General features: G+C 37.5%; 28 protein-coding genes. 19 read left to right on the top strand and 9 right to left on the bottom strand.

The window, feature by feature from the left end; genetic code table 11:
* Positions 1-141: 141 nt before the first annotated feature.
* Positions 142-918 (top strand): DUF2625 family protein, encoded by a 777-nt coding sequence (locus tag AC3ITD_RS02290; protein ID WP_265797961.1) that lies wholly within the window; start codon positions 142-144, stop codon positions 916-918.
* Between the two features lie 13 nt (positions 919-931).
* Here the strand turns inward: AC3ITD_RS02290 and AC3ITD_RS02285 are convergent, their stop codons facing one another.
* Positions 932-1,276 (bottom strand): MmcQ/YjbR family DNA-binding protein, encoded by a 345-nt coding sequence (locus tag AC3ITD_RS02285; protein WP_489363622.1) that lies wholly within the window; start codon positions 1,274-1,276, stop codon positions 932-934.
* A gap of 146 nt (positions 1,277-1,422) precedes the next feature.
* Here AC3ITD_RS02285 and mnmC2 point away from each other — a divergent pair, with 146 nt between their 5' ends.
* The 7 genes from mnmC2 (at position 1,423) to AC3ITD_RS02250 (ending at position 6,347) form a co-directional block, all read left to right on the top strand.
* Entirely contained in the window at positions 1,423-2,097 is a 675-nt protein-coding gene (gene mnmC2 / locus AC3ITD_RS02280) for a tRNA (5-methylaminomethyl-2-thiouridine)(34)-methyltransferase MnmC2 (protein WP_489363620.1), read from the top strand.
* A gap of 112 nt (positions 2,098-2,209) precedes the next feature.
* A complete protein-coding gene (locus AC3ITD_RS02275; RefSeq protein WP_489363618.1) occupies positions 2,210-3,157 on the top strand; it encodes an aldo/keto reductase in 948 nt (315 codons plus the stop codon).
* Positions 3,158-3,238: 81 nt separating this feature from the next.
* Positions 3,239-4,348, top strand: coding sequence for an AI-2E family transporter (locus AC3ITD_RS02270; RefSeq protein WP_489363616.1), 1,110 nt, complete (start codon positions 3,239-3,241; stop codon positions 4,346-4,348).
* Between the two features lie 3 nt (positions 4,349-4,351).
* On the top strand, positions 4,352-4,648 hold the full coding sequence (locus AC3ITD_RS02265) for a hypothetical protein (RefSeq protein WP_265797966.1): 297 nt from the start codon (positions 4,352-4,354) through the stop codon (positions 4,646-4,648).
* Positions 4,649-4,683: 35 nt separating this feature from the next.
* Positions 4,684-5,133: a DoxX family protein gene (locus AC3ITD_RS02260; protein WP_489363613.1), complete on the top strand. Its 450-nt coding sequence runs from the start codon at positions 4,684-4,686 to the stop codon at positions 5,131-5,133.
* A 10-nt stretch (positions 5,134-5,143) separates the two neighbouring features.
* Entirely contained in the window at positions 5,144-5,950 is an 807-nt protein-coding gene (gene mazG, locus AC3ITD_RS02255) for a nucleoside triphosphate pyrophosphohydrolase (RefSeq protein ID WP_489363611.1), read from the top strand.
* A gap of 1 nt (position 5,951) precedes the next feature.
* The gene (locus AC3ITD_RS02250; protein WP_265797969.1) at positions 5,952-6,347 is read left to right on the top strand and encodes a hypothetical protein; all 396 of its coding nucleotides are present in this window, start codon (positions 5,952-5,954) and stop codon (positions 6,345-6,347) included.
* Here AC3ITD_RS02250 and AC3ITD_RS02245 read toward each other — a convergent pair.
* Positions 6,344-6,718: a YchJ family protein gene (locus AC3ITD_RS02245; RefSeq protein WP_489363608.1), complete on the bottom strand. Its 375-nt coding sequence runs from the start codon at positions 6,716-6,718 to the stop codon at positions 6,344-6,346. The genes AC3ITD_RS02250 and AC3ITD_RS02245 overlap by 4 nt on opposite strands.
* 78 nt (positions 6,719-6,796) lie before the next feature.
* Here AC3ITD_RS02245 and AC3ITD_RS02240 point away from each other — a divergent pair, with 78 nt between their 5' ends.
* Positions 6,797-7,597, top strand: coding sequence for a tRNA pseudouridine synthase A (locus tag AC3ITD_RS02240; protein WP_489363606.1), 801 nt, complete (start codon positions 6,797-6,799; stop codon positions 7,595-7,597).
* Positions 7,598-7,657: 60 nt separating this feature from the next.
* Positions 7,658-8,062 (top strand): hypothetical protein, encoded by a 405-nt coding sequence (locus tag AC3ITD_RS02235; RefSeq protein ID WP_489363604.1) that lies wholly within the window; start codon positions 7,658-7,660, stop codon positions 8,060-8,062.
* Positions 8,063-8,142: 80 nt separating this feature from the next.
* Here the strand turns inward: AC3ITD_RS02235 and gyrB are convergent, their stop codons facing one another.
* Entirely contained in the window at positions 8,143-10,101 is a 1,959-nt protein-coding gene (gene gyrB, locus AC3ITD_RS02230) for a DNA topoisomerase (ATP-hydrolyzing) subunit B (RefSeq protein ID WP_265797973.1), read from the bottom strand.
* Positions 10,102-11,137: 1,036 nt separating this feature from the next.
* Here gyrB and AC3ITD_RS02225 point away from each other — a divergent pair.
* Both AC3ITD_RS02225 and AC3ITD_RS02220 read left to right on the top strand, forming a co-directional pair.
* Positions 11,138-11,737, top strand: a complete 600-nt coding sequence (locus tag AC3ITD_RS02225; protein WP_265797974.1) for an OmpH/Skp family outer membrane protein — start codon at positions 11,138-11,140, stop codon at positions 11,735-11,737.
* Positions 11,738-11,803: 66 nt separating this feature from the next.
* Positions 11,804-12,280, top strand: a complete 477-nt coding sequence (locus tag AC3ITD_RS02220; RefSeq protein WP_489363601.1) for a nucleoside deaminase — start codon at positions 11,804-11,806, stop codon at positions 12,278-12,280.
* 37 nt (positions 12,281-12,317) lie between these two features.
* Here AC3ITD_RS02220 and AC3ITD_RS02215 read toward each other — a convergent pair whose 3' ends face one another.
* Entirely contained in the window at positions 12,318-14,237 is a 1,920-nt protein-coding gene (locus AC3ITD_RS02215; protein WP_489363599.1) for a redoxin domain-containing protein, read from the bottom strand.
* 107 nt (positions 14,238-14,344) lie between these two features.
* Between AC3ITD_RS02215 and AC3ITD_RS02210 the strand changes: the two genes are divergently transcribed.
* A complete protein-coding gene (locus tag AC3ITD_RS02210; RefSeq protein ID WP_489363597.1) occupies positions 14,345-15,115 on the top strand; it encodes an EcsC family protein in 771 nt (256 codons plus the stop codon).
* Here AC3ITD_RS02210 and AC3ITD_RS02205 read toward each other — a convergent pair.
* Positions 15,112-15,513 (bottom strand): RNA-binding S4 domain-containing protein, encoded by a 402-nt coding sequence (locus AC3ITD_RS02205; RefSeq protein WP_265797977.1) that lies wholly within the window; start codon positions 15,511-15,513, stop codon positions 15,112-15,114. The two genes, AC3ITD_RS02210 and AC3ITD_RS02205, sit on opposite strands and share 4 nt — an antisense overlap.
* A 186-nt stretch (positions 15,514-15,699) precedes the next feature.
* Between AC3ITD_RS02205 and AC3ITD_RS02200 the strand changes: the two genes are divergently transcribed.
* Together AC3ITD_RS02200 and AC3ITD_RS02195 are read left to right on the top strand one after the other, a co-directional pair.
* Entirely contained in the window at positions 15,700-16,518 is an 819-nt protein-coding gene (locus AC3ITD_RS02200) for a 2,3,4,5-tetrahydropyridine-2,6-dicarboxylate N-succinyltransferase (RefSeq protein ID WP_056849511.1), read from the top strand.
* 32 nt (positions 16,519-16,550) lie between these two features.
* Positions 16,551-17,738 carry a glycosyltransferase family 4 protein gene (locus AC3ITD_RS02195; RefSeq protein ID WP_489363594.1) on the top strand — a complete coding sequence of 396 codons (1,188 nt, stop codon included), beginning with the start codon at positions 16,551-16,553 and terminating at the stop codon, positions 17,736-17,738.
* Here the strand turns inward: AC3ITD_RS02195 and AC3ITD_RS02190 are convergent, their stop codons facing one another.
* Entirely contained in the window at positions 17,739-18,305 is a 567-nt protein-coding gene (locus AC3ITD_RS02190; protein WP_489363592.1) for a DUF4136 domain-containing protein, read from the bottom strand.
* 196 nt (positions 18,306-18,501) lie between these two features.
* Between AC3ITD_RS02190 and AC3ITD_RS02185 the strand changes: the two genes are divergently transcribed.
* From AC3ITD_RS02185 to miaA, 4 genes are all read left to right on the top strand, one after another.
* A complete protein-coding gene (locus AC3ITD_RS02185) occupies positions 18,502-19,068 on the top strand; it encodes an L-threonylcarbamoyladenylate synthase (protein WP_489363590.1) in 567 nt (188 codons plus the stop codon).
* A 109-nt stretch (positions 19,069-19,177) separates the two neighbouring features.
* Complete coding sequence (locus AC3ITD_RS02180) at positions 19,178-20,584, top strand: CCA tRNA nucleotidyltransferase (RefSeq protein WP_489363588.1); 1,407 nt, start codon at positions 19,178-19,180, stop codon at positions 20,582-20,584.
* A gap of 98 nt (positions 20,585-20,682) precedes the next feature.
* Positions 20,683-21,327: an IS1096 element passenger TnpR family protein gene (locus tag AC3ITD_RS02175; protein WP_489363586.1), complete on the top strand. Its 645-nt coding sequence runs from the start codon at positions 20,683-20,685 to the stop codon at positions 21,325-21,327.
* A gap of 75 nt (positions 21,328-21,402) precedes the next feature.
* Entirely contained in the window at positions 21,403-22,308 is a 906-nt protein-coding gene (gene miaA / locus AC3ITD_RS02170) for a tRNA (adenosine(37)-N6)-dimethylallyltransferase MiaA (protein ID WP_489363584.1), read from the top strand.
* Positions 22,309-22,354: 46 nt separating this feature from the next.
* Here miaA and AC3ITD_RS02165 read toward each other — a convergent pair whose 3' ends face one another.
* From AC3ITD_RS02165 to AC3ITD_RS02155, 3 genes are all read right to left on the bottom strand, one after another.
* Positions 22,355-23,629, bottom strand: coding sequence for an SGNH/GDSL hydrolase family protein (locus AC3ITD_RS02165; RefSeq protein ID WP_489363582.1), 1,275 nt, complete (start codon positions 23,627-23,629; stop codon positions 22,355-22,357).
* Positions 23,630-23,640: 11 nt separating this feature from the next.
* Positions 23,641-24,864, bottom strand: a complete 1,224-nt coding sequence (locus AC3ITD_RS02160) for an OmpP1/FadL family transporter (RefSeq protein WP_489363580.1) — start codon at positions 24,862-24,864, stop codon at positions 23,641-23,643.
* A gap of 90 nt (positions 24,865-24,954) precedes the next feature.
* On the bottom strand, positions 24,955-25,266 hold the full coding sequence (locus tag AC3ITD_RS02155; RefSeq protein WP_056849503.1) for a DUF3467 domain-containing protein: 312 nt from the start codon (positions 25,264-25,266) through the stop codon (positions 24,955-24,957).
* Between the last annotated feature and the right edge of the window lie 106 nt (positions 25,267-25,372).

The following is a 25,372-nucleotide window of genomic DNA, read 5'->3' as shown; positions in this document are numbered from 1 at the left end:
TTGTTTTACCAAGGTTTTCTGCAACATGCAAAAGTCAAAACTATATTCATCTATAAATTAAGAAAGCTGAGCAACAAAAAATATGGTTAGTTTAGTAAATATTAAATATCATCCTATCTTTGAATAACATAAGTATCATACATGAGAAGCATTATTAAAGCACTTTTTATTTTAGGTTTAGCCTTGTCAGCTAATATCAGTTTTGCACAGGATAACTTGATAAGCCTGGATGCACTGATCAACAAAACCGATCCTGCGTGGCCATTGGTTAAAAAATGGATTGATGCAGCAAAAAACAAAGTTGAGGTTCTGCCTGTAGATTCTGCTAAAGCGAAACAGACATTATATAACGCTCAGGTTTCTACCTATGCCACCCTCGGATCTGTAATTTACAATACCGGAGGTATCATGGTTGATAATGGTTGGATCAGAATTTTAGGATCGGGAAGTGAGCGTTTAAACAGAGATATTGCCAGCTGGAATAAAGAAAAAACCATTAAAGAATTTGGTGATAAAATCCCTTACCTATTAATTGCCGACGATGCAATCGGCGGCTTTTTCGCTATAAATTATGGTGGTTTGGGGCCCGATATTAAAAATGTTTACTACCTTGAACCGAATACGTTAACCTGGCAACCGCTTGGAGCTGGATATGGAGAGTTCTTAATTTTTTGCTTCGATAGCGATCTAAATAAATTTTATAAAGGCTTACGTTGGAGCACCTGGAACCAGTTTATTGGAAACCTGGAGGGAACTAAAACCTACAGTTTCCGACCATATTTGTGGGAGAAAGACACCGACATAGAAAAATGTAGCAGAAAGCTGGTTGGCATCGAAGAAATGTATCGTTTCAACATCTTAAAATCGAAAGAACTTAACGCAGATGCGGGAATCAAAAAAGACGATTCAAAACAGTAATGCTGAAAGCGATCTATAATTTCTGATATTTGGCCTGTGTTTTCTTAGGAAGTTTGGCTAATACCAAAGCTCTTGACTGCGCTAGAAGACTTTCTAGTTCCTTGTCGTTAAGCACATCCAAGCTAGCAACTTGAATCCATTGGCGTTTTGCTAAGTGATAGGCTTGCGCAATTCCATCTCTCGCTGTCAGGGTATCGAAATCGTCAGGGTTGCATTTAATGGAGAAACTTGATCCGGAATCAATCGCGACGATTACATAAATTTTCTCCTCAATCATAAAACACAAATGATCCCATTTCATACCTTCGGTAGTACCTGGTAAACTTAAGCAGTATTCTCTAAATGATTCGATATCCATTTTAAGTTTAGGGTTTAGGGTTTCGGGTAAAAACAGCGAATTTCGCTATGTTTGCAACTATTATAATTTTAAAACGAAAGTAATAATTCTTCACTAAAATAGTGAAAGCCAAATATCTCATAATTCTGGTTCCATTTTAATTAATCATGAATATTCTTACCCAAACCGCCGACGGTTCTAATACACTTTACAATGAAACGATAGGCGAACATTATCATAGTAAACACGGCGCCTTGCAAGAAAGTAAACATGTTTTCATCAATGCTGGCTTAGCGCATGCTGCGACTGAAAAAACTGAAATATCGATTTTGGAAGTAGGCTTTGGAACTGGGCTCAATTTTCTCTTGAGCTTCGATTATTGTATGCAAAATCAAATCAAACTTGATTATGTGAGCATCGAAGCATTTCCACTTGCCATAGATCTATTAAACGCAACAGGTTACGCTGCATTCGTATCGCCAGATATCTGGGAAAATTTTATCACCAACTATGAGCAAAGTTTAAAATCGAAGCAGCATTTATCTTCGCACTGCGATTTAGAAATTGCGCACACCGAACTTGCAACTTTTACTACAGATCAGAAATTTGATGTAATTTATTACGATGCTTTCTCTGTTCAACACCAGCCTGAAATGTGGAGTGATGAAATTATTACCCATGTTTGCAGTTTTTTAAAACCGGGCGGAACCTTTGTAACTTATGCCATTACAGGAAAACTTAAAAGAGCCATGAAAGCTTGCGGTTTCTCTATCGAGAAACTACCTGGAGCACCAGGAAAAAGAGAGATGCTCAGGGCTTCCAAAAGAATGGAAAATGAATAATGAGGTAAATATTTAGAGACAATACTCGCCTGTCCTTTCTGACACAAATCCGACCGGCTGAAAAAAACCACTTAAGTACATAATTGTTGACCTTATACTAATAATCATCATTATGGAAAAAAGAACTTTAGGAAAAACCGACCTAACTATAGCGCCCATTGTATTTGGAGGAAATGTATTCGGTTGGACAATAGACGAGCAAAAATCATTTGAAATATTAGATCACTTCGTTGAAAGTGGATTCAATTTTATTGATACTGCGGATGTTTATTCGACATGGGTTCCTGGTAATAAAGGCGGTGAATCAGAAACGATAATTGGCAACTGGCTAAAAAAGACGAATAAGCGCCAGGAAATTATAATTGCTACCAAAGTAGGCTCTGACATGGGTCAGGGAAAATCCCTTAAAAAAGACTATATCATTAATGCTGTAGAGCATTCGCTTTCGCGTTTGCAAACGGACTATATCGATTTATATTTTTCACATTTCGACGACGAAACTACGCCTGTTGATGAAACTTTGGGAGCTTATGAATCACTGATTAAGGCAGGAAAAGTACGGTGGCTTGGTGCCTCGAATTTTTCGGCTGATCGTTTAAAAGAATCTTTGCTCTTCTCTGCAAACAACAATATTCCACGCTACGAAGTTTATCAACCCGGCTACAACCTTTTTGATCGGGAAGAATTTGAGCAATTACATGAAAAAATATGTCTCGACCATGGGCTGGGTGTCATCACCTACTATTCGCTGGCAAGTGGATTTTTAACAGGAAAGTATCGCAGCGAAAACGACTTGAAAAAAAGTCAGCGGGGTGGTGGTGTTAAAAAATTCCTAAACGAAAGAGGTTTTAAAATTTTGGATGCGCTAGATAAAGCTGCAAAAACGCATGGCGTTGAGCAAGCATCGGTAGCATTAGCATGGCTAATGCAAAGGCCTTCAGTTACCGCCCCAATAGCAAGTGTTACTGATTTAAGTCAGCTGAAATCATTTACGGAAGCAGCAACTCTAAAACTCACTGCTGAAGATATTTCTCTTTTAGATCAAGCGAGCAGCTATTAAAAATATTCTCTTATATTTAAATGCCCGATTAGTGAAACAATTAATCGGGCATTTTGTATTAAACAGGATTTTTATATAGCCATGAAAGAAAAACTCACTTTTCTACCCAAGCTCGCCCTTGTACTGTTCTGTTTAATAAGTTTAACCTACATCGCTATTTTAGGGCATTCGTTGTTGGCGCCACTTTTATTTTCTTTCCTGATGGCAATTCTACTTTTGCCAGTCAGTAACTTTGTGGAACGAAAATTTGGATTCAAGAGAAGCCTTTCTACCATCTGTTCCGTTATTCTAATGATTGCCGTAATCGGCGGAATAGTTTACTTTTTTGGCAACCAACTGAGTTCATTATGGGCAGACTGGCCCCTGCTGAAAGAAAAAGCGAATGTTTCTTATCACGAGTTACAGAAATGGATTTCAACTACCTTCCACGTAAATACTGAAAAGCAGCTTGCTTACTTGAATGATAGCACTGAAAAAGCGCTGGCTACAAGTGCTACAATTGTTGCCACTACCTTGGCCACATTATCATCAACCTTGTTGTTTATGGGTTTTACGCTTCTTTTTACCTTCTTTATACTTAACTACCGCCGGGTACTTTTCACTTTTTTAACCTCGGTTTTTGCAGCACAACATAAAGAAAAGGTTACCGAAATTGTGAACCAAATACAGTTTATCATCAAAAAATATATCATTGGTCTATTCTTACAGATGCTAATCGTAACGGTTTTGATGATCACGGTACTAAGTTTACTGGGGGTAAAGTACGCTGTTTTACTTGGCCTTGTGGCCGGCATCTTCAATGTTGTACCCTACCTTGGAATTTTCTTCGCTTTGCTGGTAAGTTGCTTAATTACTTTTGCCACTGCCGGTGCAGGTAAAGTACTGCTTGTTTTAATCGCTTATATTGGCGTTCATGCTATAGACGGCAATATACTGATGCCTCTTGTAGTAGGTTCTAAGGTAAAAATTAACGCTTTATTTGCCTTTATTGGCATTATAATTGGCGAGATGATTTGGGGAATATCAGGCATGTTTTTATGTATTCCATACTTAGCTATTTTAAAAATTATTTTCGACCGCGTAGATACCTTGAAACCTTGGGGCATTTTAATGGGTGAAGAACATAAACCAGAAAAGAAGAAGCGGGTGTATCGCATCACGAAAAAGATTAAATTAGAAGAAAAAGATTAACAAATGCCTGAAAATAGGTCACCTCACATATTAAGTACATCAGCCAATTTATTAGGAATTTGCTTCATCGTATTAACTTCGCTAAAGAAATTAAACCTGGTAGATGATTCTATAATTGATGAATTTGCGGTGGTGGCAGTGATGCTTTTTATGACGAGTTGTATATTATCATTCATATCAATGCGAAGGGAAAGACAGGAAAGTCAGAACTTGGAAAAAGTTGCCGATTTTGTTTTTCTAACAGGTCTGGTCGTGCTATCTGTAGCTACTATTTTAATCGCCTTCAATTTAATCAAGTAATTTTGCCCGGTGTCATTCATTATTAACTACGGAAAGTGAAACCTCTATTTATTCTTCTTGTTGTTTATATAGCATTGATGGCTTTCGGTGCCCATACCGCGTTTGATAAAGGCGAAATTTTCGCAGGAAACATTGCGATGGCGGTGATGTTGGTCTTTACTGCAATTGGACACTTTAAATTTAAAACTTCCATGGCCGCAATGATTCCACTATCTATCCCCAAAAAAGTAGAAATTGTAATCTTTACAGGAATATTGGAAATTGCGTTTGCCGTTGGACTTTGTATTGAAAGTACTCGCTATTATTCCGGAATCGGCCTGATCGTTTTCTTATTGGCAATATTGCCAGCTAATATTTATGCCGCAAAACATCAAATTAACTACGAAAATTTATATAAACCGGGCCCAGGTGTAAAATATTTATGGTTTAGAATTCCTTTTCAGCTTTTCTTAATCGCCTGGGTTTGGTACTTTAGCGTTCGCTAATAAAAATACCATGCCTAAAAATCCTATTCCTGTTACAGCTAACAATCCCGCTGACGCTTTTAACCGCTTGCTAAGTGTTTTAGATACCTTGCGTACGCAATGTCCGTGGGATAAAAAACAAACGATGGAAACCTTGCGCCACCTCACCATTGAAGAAACTTACGAGTTAAGTGATGCCATACTGGAAGGCGATTTACAGGAAATCAAAAAAGAATTAGGCGATGTAATGATGCATTTAGTATTCTATTCAAGAATCGCTTCAGAAACCAAAGCTTTCGATATTGTTGATGTTTTAAATGGCGTTTGCGATAAGCTGGTTAACCGTCATCCACATATTTATGGTGATGTAGAAGTAGAAAATGAGGAAGATGTAAAAAGAAACTGGGAACAAATCAAACTAAAAGAGGGCAATAAATCGGTTTTAGCTGGCGTTCCAGCTTCTTTGCCCGCCTTGGTAAAAGCTGCCAGAATTCAGGAAAAAGCCCGCGGAGTTGGTTTCGATTGGGAAGATAAAAGTCAGGTTTGGGAGAAAGTTGAAGAAGAGCTTCAGGAATTTAAAGCTGAATTTAACGTTGCAGATCAAACCGCAATCGATATAGACAAGGCAGAATCAGAATTTGGTGATGTGCTTTTTTCATTGATCAATTATGCAAGATTTATCAACATCAACCCCGAAAATGCTTTGGAAAAAACAAATAAGAAGTTTATCAAACGTTTTCAATACTTAGAAACCAAGGCAAAAGAAAATGGTAAAGCCCTGGCAGATATGACGCTGAGTGAAATGGATATTTATTGGAACGAAGCAAAGAAATTGTAGCATGAACTTTGGAGAAAACGAAGCCCCGAAAAATCTAATTGGTATAATTACTTTTAATGTTACCGCAACGCAAACTGTTGATGGAGGTGTTATTCCGTGGGTTAATATAGGCAAGGCAAATGAGGAAATCTTGAATCTGATAGATGCTGATGAAATCGTGATACCTGAACATGAAATTACTGTTGTTATCGATTACCCGCTAACAAGCCCAATATCTTTTCAGTTGTTTTCTGCTATCGGTTTCTCCCGGAAGTTATTACTGATAGAAATTAGAGAGCAGTTTTTAAGCTTAGCCAAAGCAGAAACGTTAGATGTTTCAGCGATTGATTTGGTAGCTTTGGATGTTTACAGAACCAATTCTGATAAAATAGAAATTACTTTGGATATTGATGTTTAGTAAAAAATACCATCAACATAATACCATTTCCCCTCTTCGAATTTGAAGTTCGATTTTTCATGGAGCACTTCAGTTTGAAATTTGCTATTCAGATAATAGGCCTTAAATTCAACTTTATCATACGTTGCTGAAATAATTTCTAGCTTAAGCCATTTGGTATTTTTAGCACTTTTTAGATAAGCGTCTTTCGAATTTTCTTTACGTTTACTGATGTGCGTAGTTTCGAAAAGATAATCTGCATCTGCTACAACAAAGGCCGAATACCGCGAACGCATAAGCATCTCGGCTGTAGGCGCATTGGTGGCTTTTAAATGGTATAGCCGACAGCAATTTTCATATTTTAGTTCCGTTCCGCAAGGACAAATCATCATTTAGCTTTTGATTAACGAACAAATTTAGGATTAAATATTTCCTCTGCTAAAATTTCCGTAAAATTGCACTCGAAAATAATGAGGTATTTCTTTCACATTGCATATCAAGGACAGTACTTTAGCGGTTGGCAGAAACAGCCTGGCGTTAAAAGTGTACAAGAGATTATTGAGCAAACCCTTTCTAAAATATTAAAGTTACCAATAGTCATTAACGGCTGTGGAAGAACGGACGCACATGTTCATGCAAGTCAATTTTTTTTTCATGCAGATATAGAAAAAGCGATTGATTTTGATTTGCTGTATATCCTAAATAAAGCGCTTCCCTATAACATTGCTGTGTTCGACATTATCAAAATGGAAGGCAAGCCACATGCCCGTTTTGATGCCGTTCAACGCAAGTACGATTATTTTGTACACACCTACAAAGATCCTTTCTTAAGTACTCAAAGTTCATTTTACCAGGTCAATGATCTCAATTTTGATAAAATGAAAGCTGTGGTAAAGCTTCTGCCAAAATATAAAGATTACAGGGCTTTTTGTACCCATCCAGACAAGTATGAACATACCATTTGCAATGTAATGGAAGCCGATTTATCGGTAAATCCGAAAGGAGATCGTTTCCGGTTTCACATCGCGAGCAACCGTTTTCTAGGTAAAATGATTCGCATTACGATGGGTAAAATTTTAATGGTAGGTAAAAATGAACTGAGCATAGAAGAGTTTGAAAATGACCTGATCACCCTGCAAGCATCAAAATTATCGTTGCCAGCGCACCCAACCGGATTGTATTTATCAAAAGTAACCTACCCCTACTTAAACCTAGAACCTAGAACTGATTTTATTAGCCCCTTACCAGGAACTGAATGGATTTCGGTATAATTGTAGCATTTTCAATGTCAGTTTCGTTTTACCAATAAAACAAAAACAACAACAATGAAAATGCTTAGCTACATACTCCTTTCAGTTTTATTAACCAGTTTCGGTTGCAAGAAAAAGAACCTAGAAACCAACTCAAGCATCGAGTTTGCGTTGAACAAATCGCAGATGGTTAATTCTGCAAACGTCACGGTCACCAATATCACAGATAACCGTTGCCCTCCAAATGCAGATTGTATTACCGCTGGTAAGGCTGAGGCGCAGCTCTCGGTAAAAGTTAATGGCGAAACCAAAGATTTAACGCTGTGCATTGGCGGAGATTGCAACAAAGCCGGCTTATCAGATCAACAAACTTTCAGTGTTGCAAGCGTAAATTATACCGTTAAACTTGTTGAAGTAAATCCATACAATACTTTTGAAAAAGCGATTGTGCCAAAAACGGTAAAACTGCAAGTAACAAAAATGTAATTCCGATTTCAGTCAAATAAAAAACCTTTAAGATTTATAACTCTTAAAGGTTTTTTATTTGCTTTCAGCTTGAAGCTTATTTAAGCGTCAATTTTAGCATATTTTGCATTACGCTCAATAAACTCTCTACGTGGGGCAACTTCATCGCCCATTAACATAGAAAAAGTATGGTCGCATTCTGCTGCACTTTCAATTGTGGCTTGTAGTAAAGTACGGGTAGCAGGATTTAATGTAGTATCCCAAAGCTGCTCGGCATTCATCTCACCCAAACCTTTATAACGTTGAATATGCACACTATCTTCTTTACCTGCACCTTTTAAACGTTGTACAGCCGCATCGCGTTGTACGTCATTCCAGCAATATTCAAATTCTTTACCTTTTTTAACCTGATAAAGAGGTGGTGATGCAATGTAAACATATCCAGCTTCAATTAAAGCCCTCATGTAACGATAAAAGAAAGTCAGAATCAACGTTGTAATGTGCGAACCGTCGATATCAGCATCCGTCATGATAACGATTTTGTGGTAACGGAGCTTAGTTAAGTTTAATGCCTTATCATCTTCCGGTGTACCAATGCTCACGCCAATTGCAGTAAACATATTTTTAATCTCGTCGTTTTCGTAGATTTTATGCTCCATCGCCTTTTCAACGTTCAAAATTTTACCTTTTAAAGGTAAAATAGCTTGAATATTTCTATCGCGACCTTGTTTAGCGGTACCGCCCGCCGAGTCACCCTCTACAAGGTAAATTTCACATTTTTCAGGATCACTGTCAGAGCAATCGGCTAGTTTACCTGGCAAGCCAGAACCACCCATAACACTCTTCCGCTGAACCATTTCACGAGCTTTACGAGCCGCAGCACGAGCAGTAGCCGCCAAAATCACTTTGTTGATGATCATTTTAGCTTCCTTTGGATTTTCTTCCAAATAAGCACCTAACGCCTCACCAACCGCAATATCTACAGCACCCATCACCTCACTGTTACCCAACTTAGTTTTGGTCTGCCCTTCAAATTGAGGCTCTTGAACTTTAACAGAAACTACAGCAGTTAAACCTTCTCTAAAGTCATCACCGGTGATTTCCATTTTCAGGTTTTTCAACAATCCTGATTTATCAGCATAACTTTTTAAAGTACGAGTTAAACCTCTACGGAAACCGGCAATGTGTGTTCCACCCTCATGTGTATTAATGTTATTCACGTAAGAGTGAACGTTTTCCGAATAACTGTCGTTGTATTGGAAAGCCAATTCAACCGGAACACCATTTTTTATACCGTCAATATAAATTGGTTCAGGTAAAAACGATGCACGGGTACCATCTAAAAACGTTACGAACTCTTTTAAACCACCTTCAGATTGAAAAACTTCTGACAAAAATGAACCATCTTCCAGCGTTTCACGCTCATCAGTAAGTGTTAATTTAATTCCTTTGTTAAGGAAAGCCAATTCGCGTAAACGACTGGCAAGGGTATCATATTTGTATTCAGTAGTTTGCGTAAAAATAGTAGCATCCGGACTAAAAGTTACGATCGTACCTCGTTTGTCGGTAGTTCCAACTTCTTTTACGTCATATTGCGGAACACCAATTTTGTATTCCTGCATCCAAATTTTACCTTCGCGATGCACTTCTGCCTTCAAATCGGTAGATAATGCATTTACGCAACTTACCCCAACACCGTGTAAACCACCAGAAACTTTGTAAGTATCCTTGTCAAATTTACCACCTGCGTGTAAAACTGTCATTACAATTTCAAGCGCCGATTTATTTTCTTTCGTATTAATACCAGTCGGAATACCACGACCATTATCTTCTACTCTAATCGAATTTCCTTCTAAAATTCTAACGTCAATAGTATCTGCATGACCGGCCAAAGCCTCATCAATCGAGTTATCTACAACTTCGTAAACCAAGTGGTGCAAACCTTTTACACCAGTATCACCTATGTACATCGAAGGGCGCTTACGCACCGCTTCCAAACCTTCTAAAACCTGTATATTATCTGCCGAATAATTTGACTTTAAATCTTGTTCTTCGCTCATATATTAATTAAAAACTATAAGTATCAAAAATACGGAAATTTTGGCAATTAAACTAATATGTGGATAAGTTTTAAGACGTTAAAAACTTATCCATAAAATGGCTTATCGGCCATTTAAATGAGGATCTGGAAAGCAAAACCACCCCTTCCGATGGATGTCAGTCCCGCTGTTCATTACAAGGCTCAATGAAGAATTGAGCGCTTTCCATTTTCATGGGGCTTAGGTGGCTAAAATCTGCAACTATTAACGACAAAAACCCGAATTAAATCACGTCAAAACACATGAAAAGTTCCTACGGAACGAAATACCAAATCTTTATTTTTTTTCTACGGAGGAGACGTCCAGATGGGACGAAGCAAGTGTTTAAATAGTGGCAGTGGTGATATAATGACATATCAATTTGTCACGGTTTGTTTCCTACATTTAGCTGATGGTATAAGCCTTAATTGAGCTACTAAAAAAGCAAGCAATGTATTTTTTATTCCGTAGGAATATTTCATCGGAAAAAAAACAGACGACGCATTTTTTCGTACCGTAGGAGCGTTTGATTGGTAGAAAAAACATCAAATTATGTCGTTCTATGAGAACGTGTCAAGGGCAGAAGGAAAATATTCGAATTATCCTTTCGTTCCGTAGGAACGTTTCATCGGTAGAAAAATATTTGATCGGGAAAAAACAAGCGAAGCATTCTTTCGTTCTGTAGGAACGTTTCCTGAATAAACAACAACAAATGAATTCATAGCTCTTGGAACGTTTCATGGATTTTGAACACTGCAACCATAAATTTAAGCACTACCCGCACCACTTAAACCCGACAAAAGTGAACACGAAACCCGATTTTTCATGGGGAGAAGTAAAGCGGCTAGGGGGACAAGCTTTAAAACAAATCACAACATTTGCTTTTCAAATAATAATTCACAACTAAACTTCGTTAAGTCAACCTATAAACGATTATAATTGAAAAGTTTATGGGCAGAAACTATTTATTGCATACTTAATTATCATTTTTATCTTTGCTGAAATTTATTAAACAATAATGGAAAGAAGAACCTTTAAAACCTTTGGCTTATTTGCGACTGCTGCTCTAATTACAGCATTTTCTTCATGTCAAAACAAAGACGCTAAAACAACTGAAACTAAGAAAACAGATAGCACCACAGCAGCAGTAGCGCCAAGCGAAAAAATTGTTTACGTTAACTCTGATTCTTTATTAACCAAATACGAATACTTCAAAGATTTGAAAGTAAAATTTGAAGGTAAAACCAAAAATGCTCAGGCCGATATGCAGGCTAAAGGTCAGGCTTTTCAGAGAGAATTGGCTCAATACCAACAATCTGCTCAAACTTTATCTGCCGATCAACGCAAATCGACTGAAGAACGTTTAGGTCGTAAACAACAAGAATTACAAGCTTACCAACAAAATGCTGGTGCAGCTTTACAAAATGAGCAAGCAGCCGAAAATGAAAAACTTTATGATAAAGTTGCTGATTATTTAAAAGGTTATGCAAAAGAAAAAGGCTATAAAATGGTTTTAACCTATTCTAAAGGTAACAGCGCAATTTTATTTGCTGATGAAACTTTAGATGTGACTTCTGAAGTGATTAAAGGCTTAAACGCTCAATACAGCAAGAAATAAATTTAAAATAGATATATCAAAAATGTCCCGATCATCGGGGCATTTTTTTTTGCTTAGATATTTATCATGGAAAACGATCACAAAGAATTTATGCGTATGGCGATTGCGCTATCAATACAAAATGTTACAGAAAGTATTGGCGGACCATTTGGGGCAGTGATTGTGAAGGATGGAAAGTTTGTTGCTGGCTCGGCCAATAAGGTTACTTCTACCAATGATCCAACAGCTCATGCTGAAGTATCGGCCATTCGTTTAGCCTGCCAGAAATTAAACACTTTCGATTTAAGTGGTTGTGTAATTTATACGAGTTGCGAACCTTGCCCGATGTGTTTAGGAGCCATTTATTGGTCGCGGATTGAAACAATTTACTTTGCCAACACTAAGGTTGACGCAGAAAATATCGGCTTCAGCGATAAATTTATTTACGAAGAACTGGAAAAGCCAATGGATAAACGGTCATTACCTGTGGTACAAATGATGCGAGATGAAGCGATGCAAGCTTTCAAACTTTGGGGTGATTCAGCAATGAGAATAGATTATTAAAAACCAGGTTCAGCAAAAAGCTGAACCTGGTTATATTCTATTTGCTAGTTTCTTTGGGCAGTAATAAGCCCACCATTGAATCTATTTCTTTCACCACACCATCATCCGAACCTGAAAAACCAACTGCCTTAAACCTAATATTCCCTTCCCCATCAATAATAAATTTAGTAGGAATGCCGTCTACCTTGTATGCACTTACCACGTCAAATTTTGAAGGATCTTTAACATTCTTGGTATCATACAAGATATTAAAATTCAGTTTTTTCTCAGCTACGAAATCCGTCACCACTTTTTCTCTGTTTTCTTCGTTCTGCCAGGTATTCACAAATAAAAATACCACATTTGGGTTGGCTGAATATTTAGCCAAAGCTTTTTGCATTCCTGGAAAAGAAGCTACACATGGTCCACACCAGGTTGCCCAATAATCAAGAATCACCACTTTACCCTTAAAATCAGAAAGACTAACTTTTTCACCTTTTAAATTAACCAGTGAAAAAGCTGGTGCTGGTACGCTAATCATTTTCTTTGTCCACTCTGCTTTTGATTTCTCTATTGCTACCTTTTCTAAACCCGCTATGTAAGTTTCATAGGTTCCGGGCTTTTTCAATTTACCATAAAGTATCTTGAATTCAGTTTTTAAAGAATCTGAAGCTTTACCATCTTTTATTAACTTTTCGGCCTCTAAATAAGCTTTATCATCCTGTCCATTTTTAATAAGATAGGTTACTAAACGGGCAGATCCATCTGGCGAAGGACCAGAAAGTTCAATGGCTTTTTCTTGTAGCGAAAGCGCTTCTTTGAAATTATCCTGATGATACTGCAGCAAGGCATAAGTATCAGCATACATGCCCCAAGATTGGTTTAAAGATTTTAGATAATCTTCTTTTGTGCTAAAATAATCTGGCTTTTCATCATTTTTAGCTTGCTCTACCAAATCCAGAGATTGTTTAGATAGCTTGCTCGCCAATTCTAAGTTTTCCTTTTTCTCTGCACTTGACCAGGCGAAGGAGTTAAATAATCCAGCTTTTGAAAGCTTGTTACTTACTTTATTGGCGTAAAGTTCAAATTTCTCATAGTTTTTAGCTTTTATAGCCGACGACGCTAAGATATTATACACTGAATTTATTTTATTCTGATCTATTTTCTTTGAAGGGTCGAATTTATATTTTGCAATTAGTTCATTTGCTTTCTGCTCTTGTTGGGCAAAATCTTTCGTAGCATAAAGTGCATTCATTTCTTGTCCATACGCATAATTTCCTAATGGAAATTTTTTCAAGGTAATGGCTTTTACCGAATCGGCTTGCGGCTTTTTCTTTAATAAAGTGTAGAGCGAAGTTGCGGCAACCAAATCTTCCTCTTTAGGATCTTTAATGCTCCCCAGGCTTTTTATATTGTCGTTAATCAGCTTGGCTCCTACTTCCTTGTCAACTTTGTATTCCATAGACAAATATGAAGTAAGATTTTTCTTTTTTAATATTGGTTTCAGCGCAAACGCTTGTTTGTAAAGTGAAGCTGCCTTTTCAGGGTCGAGGGTTAAACCCAAATAGTAGTTGCCTGCTAAGCCATACAGAAACGCTTCATTAATATAGGTTTCAGGTAAAACCTTCCCTGCTTTGGTGTATTCAAGCACATAACCTTCAGGCGATTCGTCCTTTTGATCGCCAGCTGAGAAAACTAAACCGATTAAAGTTACACTGTCGGCTGTAGAAATTTCTCCCTTGTATAATTCTCCGTCTTTGACAATATCTATTTTTGCTTTTTTAGGATTTGTGCCTGAAAAGAAAGTATAACTGGAGCAAGTTATATCAGTTAAATTTTGCAAATTAGTGCCTTTTGGTTGATAAGTAAAAGTAACTTTGCTCCCGGCTGCCGGTTTTTCTGATGAAAATTTAACGCTTTGAGCATTGGCGGTTCCTGCTAAGACCACCAATAAATAGAGAAATTTCAATGCTTTCATAATGAATGATTTAAATGAAAATTAAGACAACTAAATATATAGTTTAAATTTCAAAAAATCAATAAAGAATTAAAAATTTAAGGAACAATTTTTGCAATAAACGCAATATGAATTACGAACAAAAAATAACGAGTGAAGTTGATTTCTGGAAATTTAAAATTTTACAAAAGCCATCACTTTTTAATAAGGTGACTAATTCTGTTCAAAAAAAAATTAACAGTTATATTCCTGATAAAGTTCACAATGCCATAACCATAGCGATAAAACAAATGGTTAAAGCCGTACTTTTTGGTTCTACATTTACCACTTCAAAACCATTAACCGATTTGACATTGATGCATCGAGAAGCATTAATCAAACAAAAAATTGAAAGCTATAAGAAAACCGGCGCAGCAGAAGGTGGAATTACGGGAGCCGGAGGATTCTTAATGAGCTTAGCTGATTTTCCCTTATTGCTGGGCATTAAAATGAAAATGCTTTTTGATATCGCTGCCGTTTATGGTTACGATGTTAAGGATTACCGTGAACGCTTATTTATCCTTCACATTTTTCAATTGGCATTTTCCAGCAAAGAAGAGAGCCAGAATGTTTTTGTTAAAATGCAAGACTGGGATAATAAAGCACACCAACTTCCAACAAATATCGATGAATTTGACTGGCTTACCTTTCAGCAGCAATACCGAGATTATATTGACCTGGCTAAGCTGGCTCAAATGTTACCCTTTGTTGGCGCTGCAGTGGGTGCGGTTGCAAATTACAAATTGATCGATAAGTTGGGGAAAACTGCAATGATGAGCTATAGAATGCGCTTTTTCAGCATGCAGTATGCAACAATAAGTACTGAAGAAACTGAAAACCAGAATTTGAGAATTAGTTAATCTTCATCATCAAACAAACCGCTAATTAAGTCATCAGTCTCCCTCCGATCTTTTTTAGTTGGTCGGCCAGTACCCCGATCTCGCTTTAAGTTAGGCGAGTGAAAAGCTGATTTAAAAGCATGGGTTTCCTCTAGCGGAGTCAAATCTTTGTATTTAGTTAAGGCAGTTGGCGAATCTGTTCTGTTATAAGAAAAATCAACAACTTCAATCACTTTCTTTTCTATTCCTTTTGATACCTGATAAACGTCGCCAATCTTCACGATAGCTGAGGGCTTTATATTTTGTCCTTTTAATTTCACACGGCCAGCTTTACAAGCTTCAGTAGCCAGGCTTCGAGTTTTAAACAACCTAATCGCCCACAAGTATTTATCTATCCTAAGTTTTTCCGTTTCCGCCATAATGCTTTGTTAATTGGTGTTGTTTACGAGGTGCATATCCTAAAATTCAAGTGTCTGACTTATAAAAACCAAAGTTAAACAACCTAAACTAAAAACGAAACCACCAACCTGATCAAAAAAACCAAACACCTAAAAATCTAAAAAACCAAAAAAATTGAGTTATTTTGCGTAAAATTTAAAAACATCATGTATTCAGATTTAAAGAAATTAATTGAAGCCGCTTGGGAAGACAGAACGCTCTTAAAGTACAGCAACTATTGCGAAGCTATTGAAACCGTAATTTTAGGATTAGATAAGGGTGAAATTCGCGTTGCTGAACCAGTTTTGAACTCTTGGGGCATTAATGAATGGGTAAAGAAAGCGGTAATTTTATATTTCCCAATTCGCGAGATGAAGGAAATAAAAAGCGGACCATTTGTTTACCACGATAAAATGGACTTAAAAACCGATTACAAAGCAACTGGAGTTCGTGTGGTGCCAATGGCAAGTGCTCGTTACGGTTCGTTTTTGGCTAAGGGCGTAATCATGATGCCATCTTATGTGAACATTGGTGCATATGTTGATGAAGGCACAATGGTTGATACCTGGGCTACTGTCGGTTCATGTGCACAAATCGGAAAACGGGTTCACTTAAGCGGTGGCGTGGGTATTGGAGGTGTTTTAGAACCTGTACAGGCTGCTCCGGTAATTATTGAGGATGATGCGTTTTTAGGATCGAGAGCCATTGTAGTGGAAGGTGTAAAAGTAGAAAGAGAAGCAGTTCTTGGTGCAAATGTGGTTTTAACTGCATCGACTAAAATTATTGACGTAACGGGACCAACGCCTATCGAATATAAAGGTATTGTTCCAGCTCGTTCCGTGGTAATTCCAGGTAGCTATACTAAAAAATTCCCATCAGGAGATTATCAAGTTCCATGTGCTTTAATTATCGGTAAACGTAAAGAAAGTACAGATAAAAAGACTTCACTTAACGATGCGTTGAGAGAAAATAATGTAGCAGTATAGTAATTAATTAAGAGTTGAAAGTGGAAAGTAACATGATGCAAGAAAATCGCGAAAGTTTGATTTCTCTGCAAGAGAACTTTCAACTTTCAACTTTAAACATTAAACTCCGAATTGGTTTCGACGGTAAACGGGCTGCGAATAATTTAACGGGTTTAGGCAATTATAGCCGATCGTTAATTGAAGCCTTATCCAAACAATTTCCTGAAAACCAATACCTCGTTTATTCGCCGAAAGTAAAATCTTCAAGGCAGATAGATGCTTTTTTCGAAGCGGAAAACATTCAGCTAAAACTGCCAATAAACGGTACTTTTTTGTGGCGCTCACTAAATATTCTGAAAGATTTACTGAGAGATAAAGTTCAGGTTTTCCATGGCCTAAGTCATGAAATTCCTTTCGCTATTCAGCATACAAAAATCAAGTCCATTGTTACGATTCACGATTTAATTTTCCTACGGTATCCCCAGTACTATAAATTTATCGATCGGAAATTGTACGAGTGGAAGAGCAGATCTGCCTGTAAAAGAGCTGGTCAAATCATCGCAATAAGCGAAAAAACGAAGGCCGACATCATTGAATTTTATGGCATAAATCCTGAAAAAATTGAAGTCATTTATCAAAGTTGCGATGATAGTTTTAAAACGGCCTTTCCTCAAACTACACTTGATAAAATCCGAACCACTTATAAACTACCGCAGAAATACTTATTAAATGTTGGTACCATTGAAAATCGGAAAAACCTCAAACTGATTGTCCAAGCATTGAAAGATGTGAACGAAGAATATAAGTTGGTAGTTATAGGAAAGAAGACAGCCTATTTTAAAGAAGTAGAAAAGGAAATTAAGCTTTTGGGATTAGGCGACAGAATTATTTTCCTTAAGAACATTCCTTTTGCAGATTTGCCGGGCATCTACCAAATGGCTAGTGTATTCGTTTACCCCTCTTTTTATGAAGGCTTTGGGATTCCCATTATCGAAGCCCTCTATTCTGGAATACCCACAATTGCGGCGATTGGTTCTTGTTTGGAAGAAGCTGGCGGGCCAGACAGTATTTATGTCAACCCCAATGATCCCGAAGGTTTATCAGCAGAAATAACTAGGGTCCTATCATCTTCAACTTTACAAAACGAGATGAAAGAAAAAGGGCTGGAATTCGTTCAAAAATTCAACAGCCCTCTAGTAACGCAGCAATTAATGAATTGCTATCAAAAAGTTTTAAGCTAATTATTTAGCGGCAAGTGCATTTGGCGGATACTGCGCCAAAATTTCTCTTACGCCTGTATACAATCTTTCTTCTCGTTTATTTAAATTATCAAGGTTAAAGCCAGAACCTCTTCCATGCCAAAATAATATTTTTTTGTTGGGATCTAAAAAGTCGATAATGATGGTTCCTTCGATGTATTGGTTTACATAAGTCGGACCACCGCCCCAACCCCAGCCTCCCCAGCCACCACGCCAGCCCCAGCCGCCGCCCCAACCCCAACCACCAAAGCCAGAGTTGTATACGTCAGTTTTTTCTCTTCCTACCACAACAAGGTTGACCAGCATACTAGGTTTATCTGCCTTAACAAATCCCTTTGCGTTCATTTCAGCTTCTACAGCAGCCATCAATCTGCGTTTATCGAGATTATTAAGCCTTACCCGCTCAATTCCTTTATCGTAGAAGTTATAAGTTTTGTAAGAGGTGAAATCTACGTTTTTATCATAGTCGGATGCTGTCCGAAGACTCGAACATCCTGTTAATGCCAATACAACTGTAAATAGCATTAGTAGTGTTTTAAATGTTTTCATTTGTACGTTGTTTTTATTTGAATAACCTGAAATAAATATAGTGATTTTGTATGTACAAAAATACCGAGATCAATAATTTTACATTTTTATTGTCAATTAAAAAACGAATAAATATTGATTTAGTTTTAGCTTATAGCGCTTAGCTTTAGGATATTATGAAAATTTAACATTTGATAGAAAAAGCTAACTTTGCAGTATGCTAAAAGATGAAATTAATAGAGCTTTAGAAGTGATTAAAAACGGCGGAGTAATCCTCTATCCCACTGATACCATTTGGGGTTTAGGCTGCGATGCAACGAATGCTGCTGCAGTAGAAAAATTGCTTAAAATCAAGAATCGGCCGGCAGAAAAAAGCCTGATTGTACTTTTGGATGTGGACAGCAAGCTTCAAAGTTACGTTAAAGAAATTCCTGAGGTGGCCTATGATTTAATTGAATACGCAGAAAACCCCTTGACAATCATTTTTTCTGATGCAAAAAATTTAGCTCCAAATGTGATCAATACAGATGGAAGCGTGGGCATTCGTATAGTTAAACATGATTTTTGTACGCCACTCATTCAGCGGTTTAGAAAGCCTGTAGTATCAACATCAGCGAATATGAGTGGCAAACCATCACCACAGTTTTTTGATGATATCGACCCTGAAATTATTGAAGCTGTTGATTATGTGGTAGACTTTCAGCAAGAAGACCGCAGCATCAAAAAACCATCTACTATCATGAAACTAAGGCCAAGCGGTCAATTTGAATTTATCCGCAAGTAAATTTTAGTACTTTTGTAACCTATTTAAATCGCCTTCGCCCTAAATGTTTAGGGAGGTATGTGTATATGCTAATCCCAAATGATCAGGATAGCATGACGATTTCAAAACTATGCAGCAACATCTTCAAAATCCAATTTTTAAAACACTATCTGCTATTGCCGATAAAAATAACACTGAAGCCTATGTTATTGGGGGTTTTGTGAGGGATTTATTTTTGAACCGACCTTCGAAAGATATTGATGTGGTTGTGGTTGGCAGTGGCATTGCGTATGCCGAAGCCGTTGGTAAAAAGCTAAATAGCAAAGTGGCTATTTTTAAAAACTTTGGCACTGCAAATATTAAATATCAAGATTTAGAAGTCGAATTTGTTGGGGCGAGAAAAGAATCTTACCGATCAGATTCCAGAAAACCCATTGTAGAAGATGGTAGTTTAGAGGATGACCAACTCCGCAGAGATTTTACAATTAATGCCTTGGCCATTAATTTAAACGCCAATCATTTTGGCGAACTATTAGATCCATTTAATGGAGTCAAAGATTTAGAAAACAAGCTCATCCGTACGCCATTGGATTCAGAAGTAACTTTTTCTGATGATCCATTACGTATGATGAGGGCTATTCGCTTTGCCGCTCAATTGAATTTCGATATAGATCCGGCTGCCTTAAACGCAATTAAGACGCAGAAAAAAAGAATTAGTATTGTTTCCAAAGAGCGAATTACGGATGAAATGAACAAAATCATTTTATCACCAGTTCCTTCTGTTGGTTTCAAACACCTGTTTGATACCGGATTGCTTGAGATTATCTTCCCTCAAATGGCCCAGCTTTATGGTGTAGAAATTATTAAAGGGAAAGGACATAAAGATAACTTTTACCATACGCTTGAGGTATTAGATAACATTTGCGCAGACACTGATGATTTGTGGCTGCGCTGGGCTGCAATTCTGCATGATATTGCCAAGCCCGCTACCAAACGTTTCGAAGAAGGCCACGGCTGGACATTTCATGGCCATGAAGATAGAGGAGCGAAAATGGTTCCTAAAATCTTTGCTCAGCTTAAGCTTCCATTGAACGAAAAAATGAAATTCGTGCAAAAGCTCGTTCAATTGCATTTGCGCCCAATTGTTTTAGCACAAGAGACCGTTACCGACTCTGCAGTGAGAAGACTTTTATTCGATGCTGGTGAAGAGATTGAAAGTTTAATGATGCTGTGCAATGCTGATGTTACCACCAAAAACGAATATAAAAAAACCAAATACCGAAGAAATTTTGAACTAGTTAAGATAAAGCTGAAAGATGTTGAGGAACGTGATCAACTTCGTAACTGGCAACCACCAATAACCGGACTTGATATTATGGAAACTTTTGGTTTACCAGCAGGTAAAGAAGTGGGGCTAATTAAAAATGCGATACGCGAAGCTATCCTCGAGGGAGAAATTAAAAATGATTACGATGAAGCACATCACTTTATGCTAAATCAAGCAAAACAAATGGGTTTAAATCCTGTTAATAAGTAATTTAATGCCCATACATCAATTAAACGCAACCTTTTTATATTTTTTGTTGTTTGTGGTGATATAAATTAACTTTATTTTTACGGTTCCAAAATACAATAATGGCTATTTATAAATTTAGAATTACTTTCGAAGATTTTGATGATGTTGTGAGAGAGATCGACATTAAATCAAACCAAACTTTTGAAGACCTGCACAAGGCTATTCATAAATCTACTGGTTACAATGCCGAGAAACCATCATCATTTTACGTAAGTACTGATAATTGGCTAAAAGGTGATGAAATTGCCTACCTACCCAATGAGCGAAAAAAAGACCGGGTAGTTTTAATGGAAAATTCTAAGTTAAGTGGTTTTATTGAAGATCCTCATCAAAAATTTTATTACATCTATAATTTCGATCGCCCTTACGATTTTCATGTAGAATTAGTGAAAATCGTTTTAGATCCTGATCCGAATATCGAATATCCGTTTTTAGCGAAGAGTACTGGTGAGGCTCCTAAAATTATGGAGCAAAATGGTCCGCAAACGGTTGACCCTCGAGGTGCTGTTGCAGCAGCAAGTGAGTTTGATTTTTTAAATGAAATGAACTTTGTACCAGAAGATACAGACGAATTGGAAGCAATGGGTGAAATGGGAATCAATGAGAAAGAATCAGATGATGATGAAGAAAGTGAAGATGATGAATTTGGTGACGAATTCTCTGACGGAGATAACTTCGATGATGATCAAAAAGAGGATTATTAATCTATCCCATAATTAAAGTAAACTTAAAGCTGTCAAATATTTAAATTTGACAGCTTTTGTTTTTAAATCCAGTTTATGCCGAATAAAAAAACGCTAATATCTATCGTTGGTCCAACCGCTATTGGAAAAACAGCTTTGGCTATTCAAGTTGCTCAACACTTTAATACCGAAATTATTTCGGCAGATTCTCGTCAGTTTTTTCGGGAGATGGAGATTGGTACCGCAAAACCTTCTCCTGATGAACTTGCTGCCGCAAAACATCATTTCATCAATTCACATTCGATTAATCAGCTGTTCAGCACCGGCGATTTTGAAGTGGAAGGCCTGCAAAAGCTAGCGGAAATTTTCGATCAGCATCACACAGCAATCATGGTCGGCGGATCTGGCTTGTATGTGAATGCGCTAATTAATGGTTTGGATGAAATGCCAGAAATTGATTTATCTATAAGAGAAAAATTAAATAAACAATTTGAAATAGAGGGCTTGAATAGCATTCAGGAGCAACTCTCATTACTAGATCCCGAATATTATGCGAAGGTGGATCAAAACAATCCGCAGAGGATGATCAGAGGCCTGGAAGTTTTTCTATCAACAGGAAAAAAGCTTTCGTCAATGCTTTCTGCCACAAAAAAAATACGCCCATTTAATATGATTAAAATAGGTTTAAATACAGACAGAGCCATTTTATATGATCGAATTAATCAGCGTGTGGATGAAATGATTACGAATGGACTGGTAGAGGAAGTGAAATCTTTATGGAGTTTCAGAAAATCTAACGCTCTTAACACCGTTGGTTACAGTGAAATTTTCGACTATCTGGATGGCAAAATCGAATTAGACGATGCCATTAATGCCATTAAACAAAATACACGTCGCTTTGCAAAAAGACAGTTGACTTGGTTTCGTAGAGACGAAGAGATAAAATGGTTCGAGCCCAATGATAAGGAAAATGTAATTAGCTATATTGAAGGTAGATTATAAATAAAAAAGGATTCACAAATTGTGAATCCTTTTTTGTTGAAGTCGATTATTTATCGGGGAACTTCACACCTCTATATCTAGTAATATCAATGGAAGGAATGGTAGAATTGTATTTGCTGTTAATGGCATCGATAAACACATTTGCAATTACCGCGTTTCCTCTTGGTGTAAGGTGAACGCCATCCAACGAAAATGCACCACCAGTGATAAAAGCAGAATTAATATTAATTCCCTGAATAGGGATACCAGCTTTAACCATATTTAAATAAGTGTAAGTATCCGCTACAGCTAAACCTTTACTATTAGCAAGCGATTTAATTGTACTGTTATAGCTGTTTACATAATCTTTAACGCGTATAATCTCATCTTTATCCAACACCCAATTGTTGGCAATTGGATTTCTTGGGTCCAGCCCATAAGGAATTGCTCCTGTACCAAACAATCCAGCAGTTTGGAAAGGTAAACGAATCAAATCTTCACTGGTAGCGGCTCTAACACCAGTTCCAGTTTGAATAAATACTGCAACCGCAGCAGGATTTATTGCTTTTGCAGCAGCTAATAACGCCGGTACTGTTACTGTATTAAAGTAAGGCACGGCCGTGACATCAGGAATAGTTCCTACCACCCCTTTTTGACCTCCAGCAGTTAATGCATTTATCAAATTAGAATACAACATTGAAAATGTAGCTTTATCCGTTAGCACATTTGTTGCGTCGGTGGTTACGCCTCCATTTGTTGCCCAGCCCAATGCGTCGTTATTTCCTAACCATAAAGAAAAAAAGCTGTGATTTCTTCCTTGTATAAACTGAAAATAAGTTGTTGTTCCTACTTGTGTATCACTGAGTAAACGTTCCATATACATATTTGCAGCACTGTAAGGGGCCGCAAAAGCCAAATCAACACGCATTCCTGGAATGCCCAGGTTCTGAACTTCTCCGGTATACTTTGCCAAGTGGGTCGCATCGCGATAAGCAAGATTCGTGGTTACATTTGCCAAAGTAGGACTTCCATTTACCAAAGCCGATAAGTTTAAATATCCAGAACCATTTGCTTGAGCATCAGCGAAAAATGGCGAGGTGAAAGCTCCACCCCCCACAGTAGCCATTTGTGCGGCTAATAAATTCGGATAGGCTACTTTTTGCCCTTCCAGGTAAAGGCCACCGTCTGCAAAACCAGCAGTGAGTGAATTCCCGACAGCAATATATTTACTGAAATTTGCTTGCCCCGCGTTGGTGCCTGCAGGCGTTTCAATTTCTGGCTTACATGAAGCTGCAAATAAAAAAACGGCAGCGAAAAGACTATTTAATATATATTTTTTCATTTAAATTTCTCCTACCACTTATAAGTTAATGAAAGACCCGGTGCATAAACTAACGTTTTGAAAGTACCATCTAAACCAGTTTCTATATTTTTTTGCTTACGCGATTGAACATCTTCAAAGAAGAACGAAGCATTTACTTCAAAACGGCTTGTCGGTGCATAGCCTACCCCCGCACTTAAAATATAACGATTTGCGTCTGGAGCTTCTGGTGTAACGTATCCATCCTGCACAGGAGAAAATGCATAACCCACCCCAGCTCGTAATGATACTTTTTCAGATGCCTTGTGATTTACACCTAATTTAAACGAAGATCCATCGCGATAATTGCGGGCAGATTTAGTATCGGCCAAAGCAGGAGTATTGACAGCATAATCAAAAGCCAATTCCTCGTAGATTCTCCACTGTACCCAACTCGCATCAAATGCAAGAGTAGTACTTTTTGAAAGTGGAATGCCAATACCTAGAGTTGTTGTAGATGGCAATGGCAATTCTGCATTAAAAGTATTTCCGGCTGGGAAGGATGACCTTAATGACTCGGGAACATCAAAAGTTGCCGATCCACCCTCCAATTTGGTAATCACTTTTGATTTGTGAACCACCGCAAAGGTAATATTGCTCAATGTGTTAATGTATAAACCTGCATTCCATCCATAACCACTTCCAGTTCCTTCTAAAGTGGCATGGCCGGAGCGTCCGTCAGGATAGTTCACAGGCAATGCCCTTTGTAAATTAACATCTCCGTAATTATAAACGAAGCCTGCTCCAATACCAATCCGATCGGTAATTTTAACACTTATTGTAGGTTGAAAATAGACTGCCTTCAGGTTTAATGATGTCAATGCATATCTGCCAGACCAATCATTACCCCAGTCTACCAAACCTCCAAATGGAGTATAAACACCTAAACCCAACTTCCACTTATTTGATTTCGGACCCCAAACGGCATAAGCTTCAAAAGGCGGTGCAATTTTATTTTTAACGTTTTCAGTGATGTTTGATCCGTTTTGTTTAAAAGCAGATTTAAAAAGTAACGGATTAACTCCCGCAGAAATAGAATTTTTTTCTAAAAAAGTAACTGCACCGGGATTGAAGAATACAGAAGCTTCGTCTAAAGCCAGTGCCGAGCCGGCGCCAGCCATTCCTATTTGTTTTTGTCCCTGTAAATTGACCTGGAAACCTTGTCCCAGCACCCATAGCGGAGCCGAAAATAATAAGGCTAATAAAAGTTTTCTCATAGTTCGATAAATGGTTATAGCAGAAATGCCTACTATGCTAACATAGCAAGCAAAAATTTGTTTTTAAGATGACCCTGAAAACTTTGCAGGTTACGCTTGAGCGGTAGGCCCTCCAAAACCCATTGGAAACGGTGGTTCCTCTTGCGTTTTGATTCTACCATTTACCGCTTCAAACTTCTGGATATTGTCATCCAAAGCAACAAGTAATCGTTTGGCGTGTTCTGGCGTTAAAATAATTCTTGATTTAACTTTTGCCTTCGGAATTCCCGGCATTACACGTATAAAATCCAATACAAATTCGGTATTGGAATGAGTAATAATGGCAAGATTTGAAAAAATACCTTCAGCGATTTCTTCAGATAGCTCTATGTTTAATTGATTTTCGTTTTGTTGTTCTTCCATGATGTGGTAAATTTTGCACTGTTCTTAATAGAGCATTTAAAGGTAATATTTTATCATTAAGACTAAAAAAATATTTAAAACAAAAAGGGCTGCTTCAAATAAATGA

The organism is Pedobacter sp. KH_004 (assembly GCF_057840755.1).
This window is presented reverse-complemented; position numbering and strand designations above follow the sequence as displayed.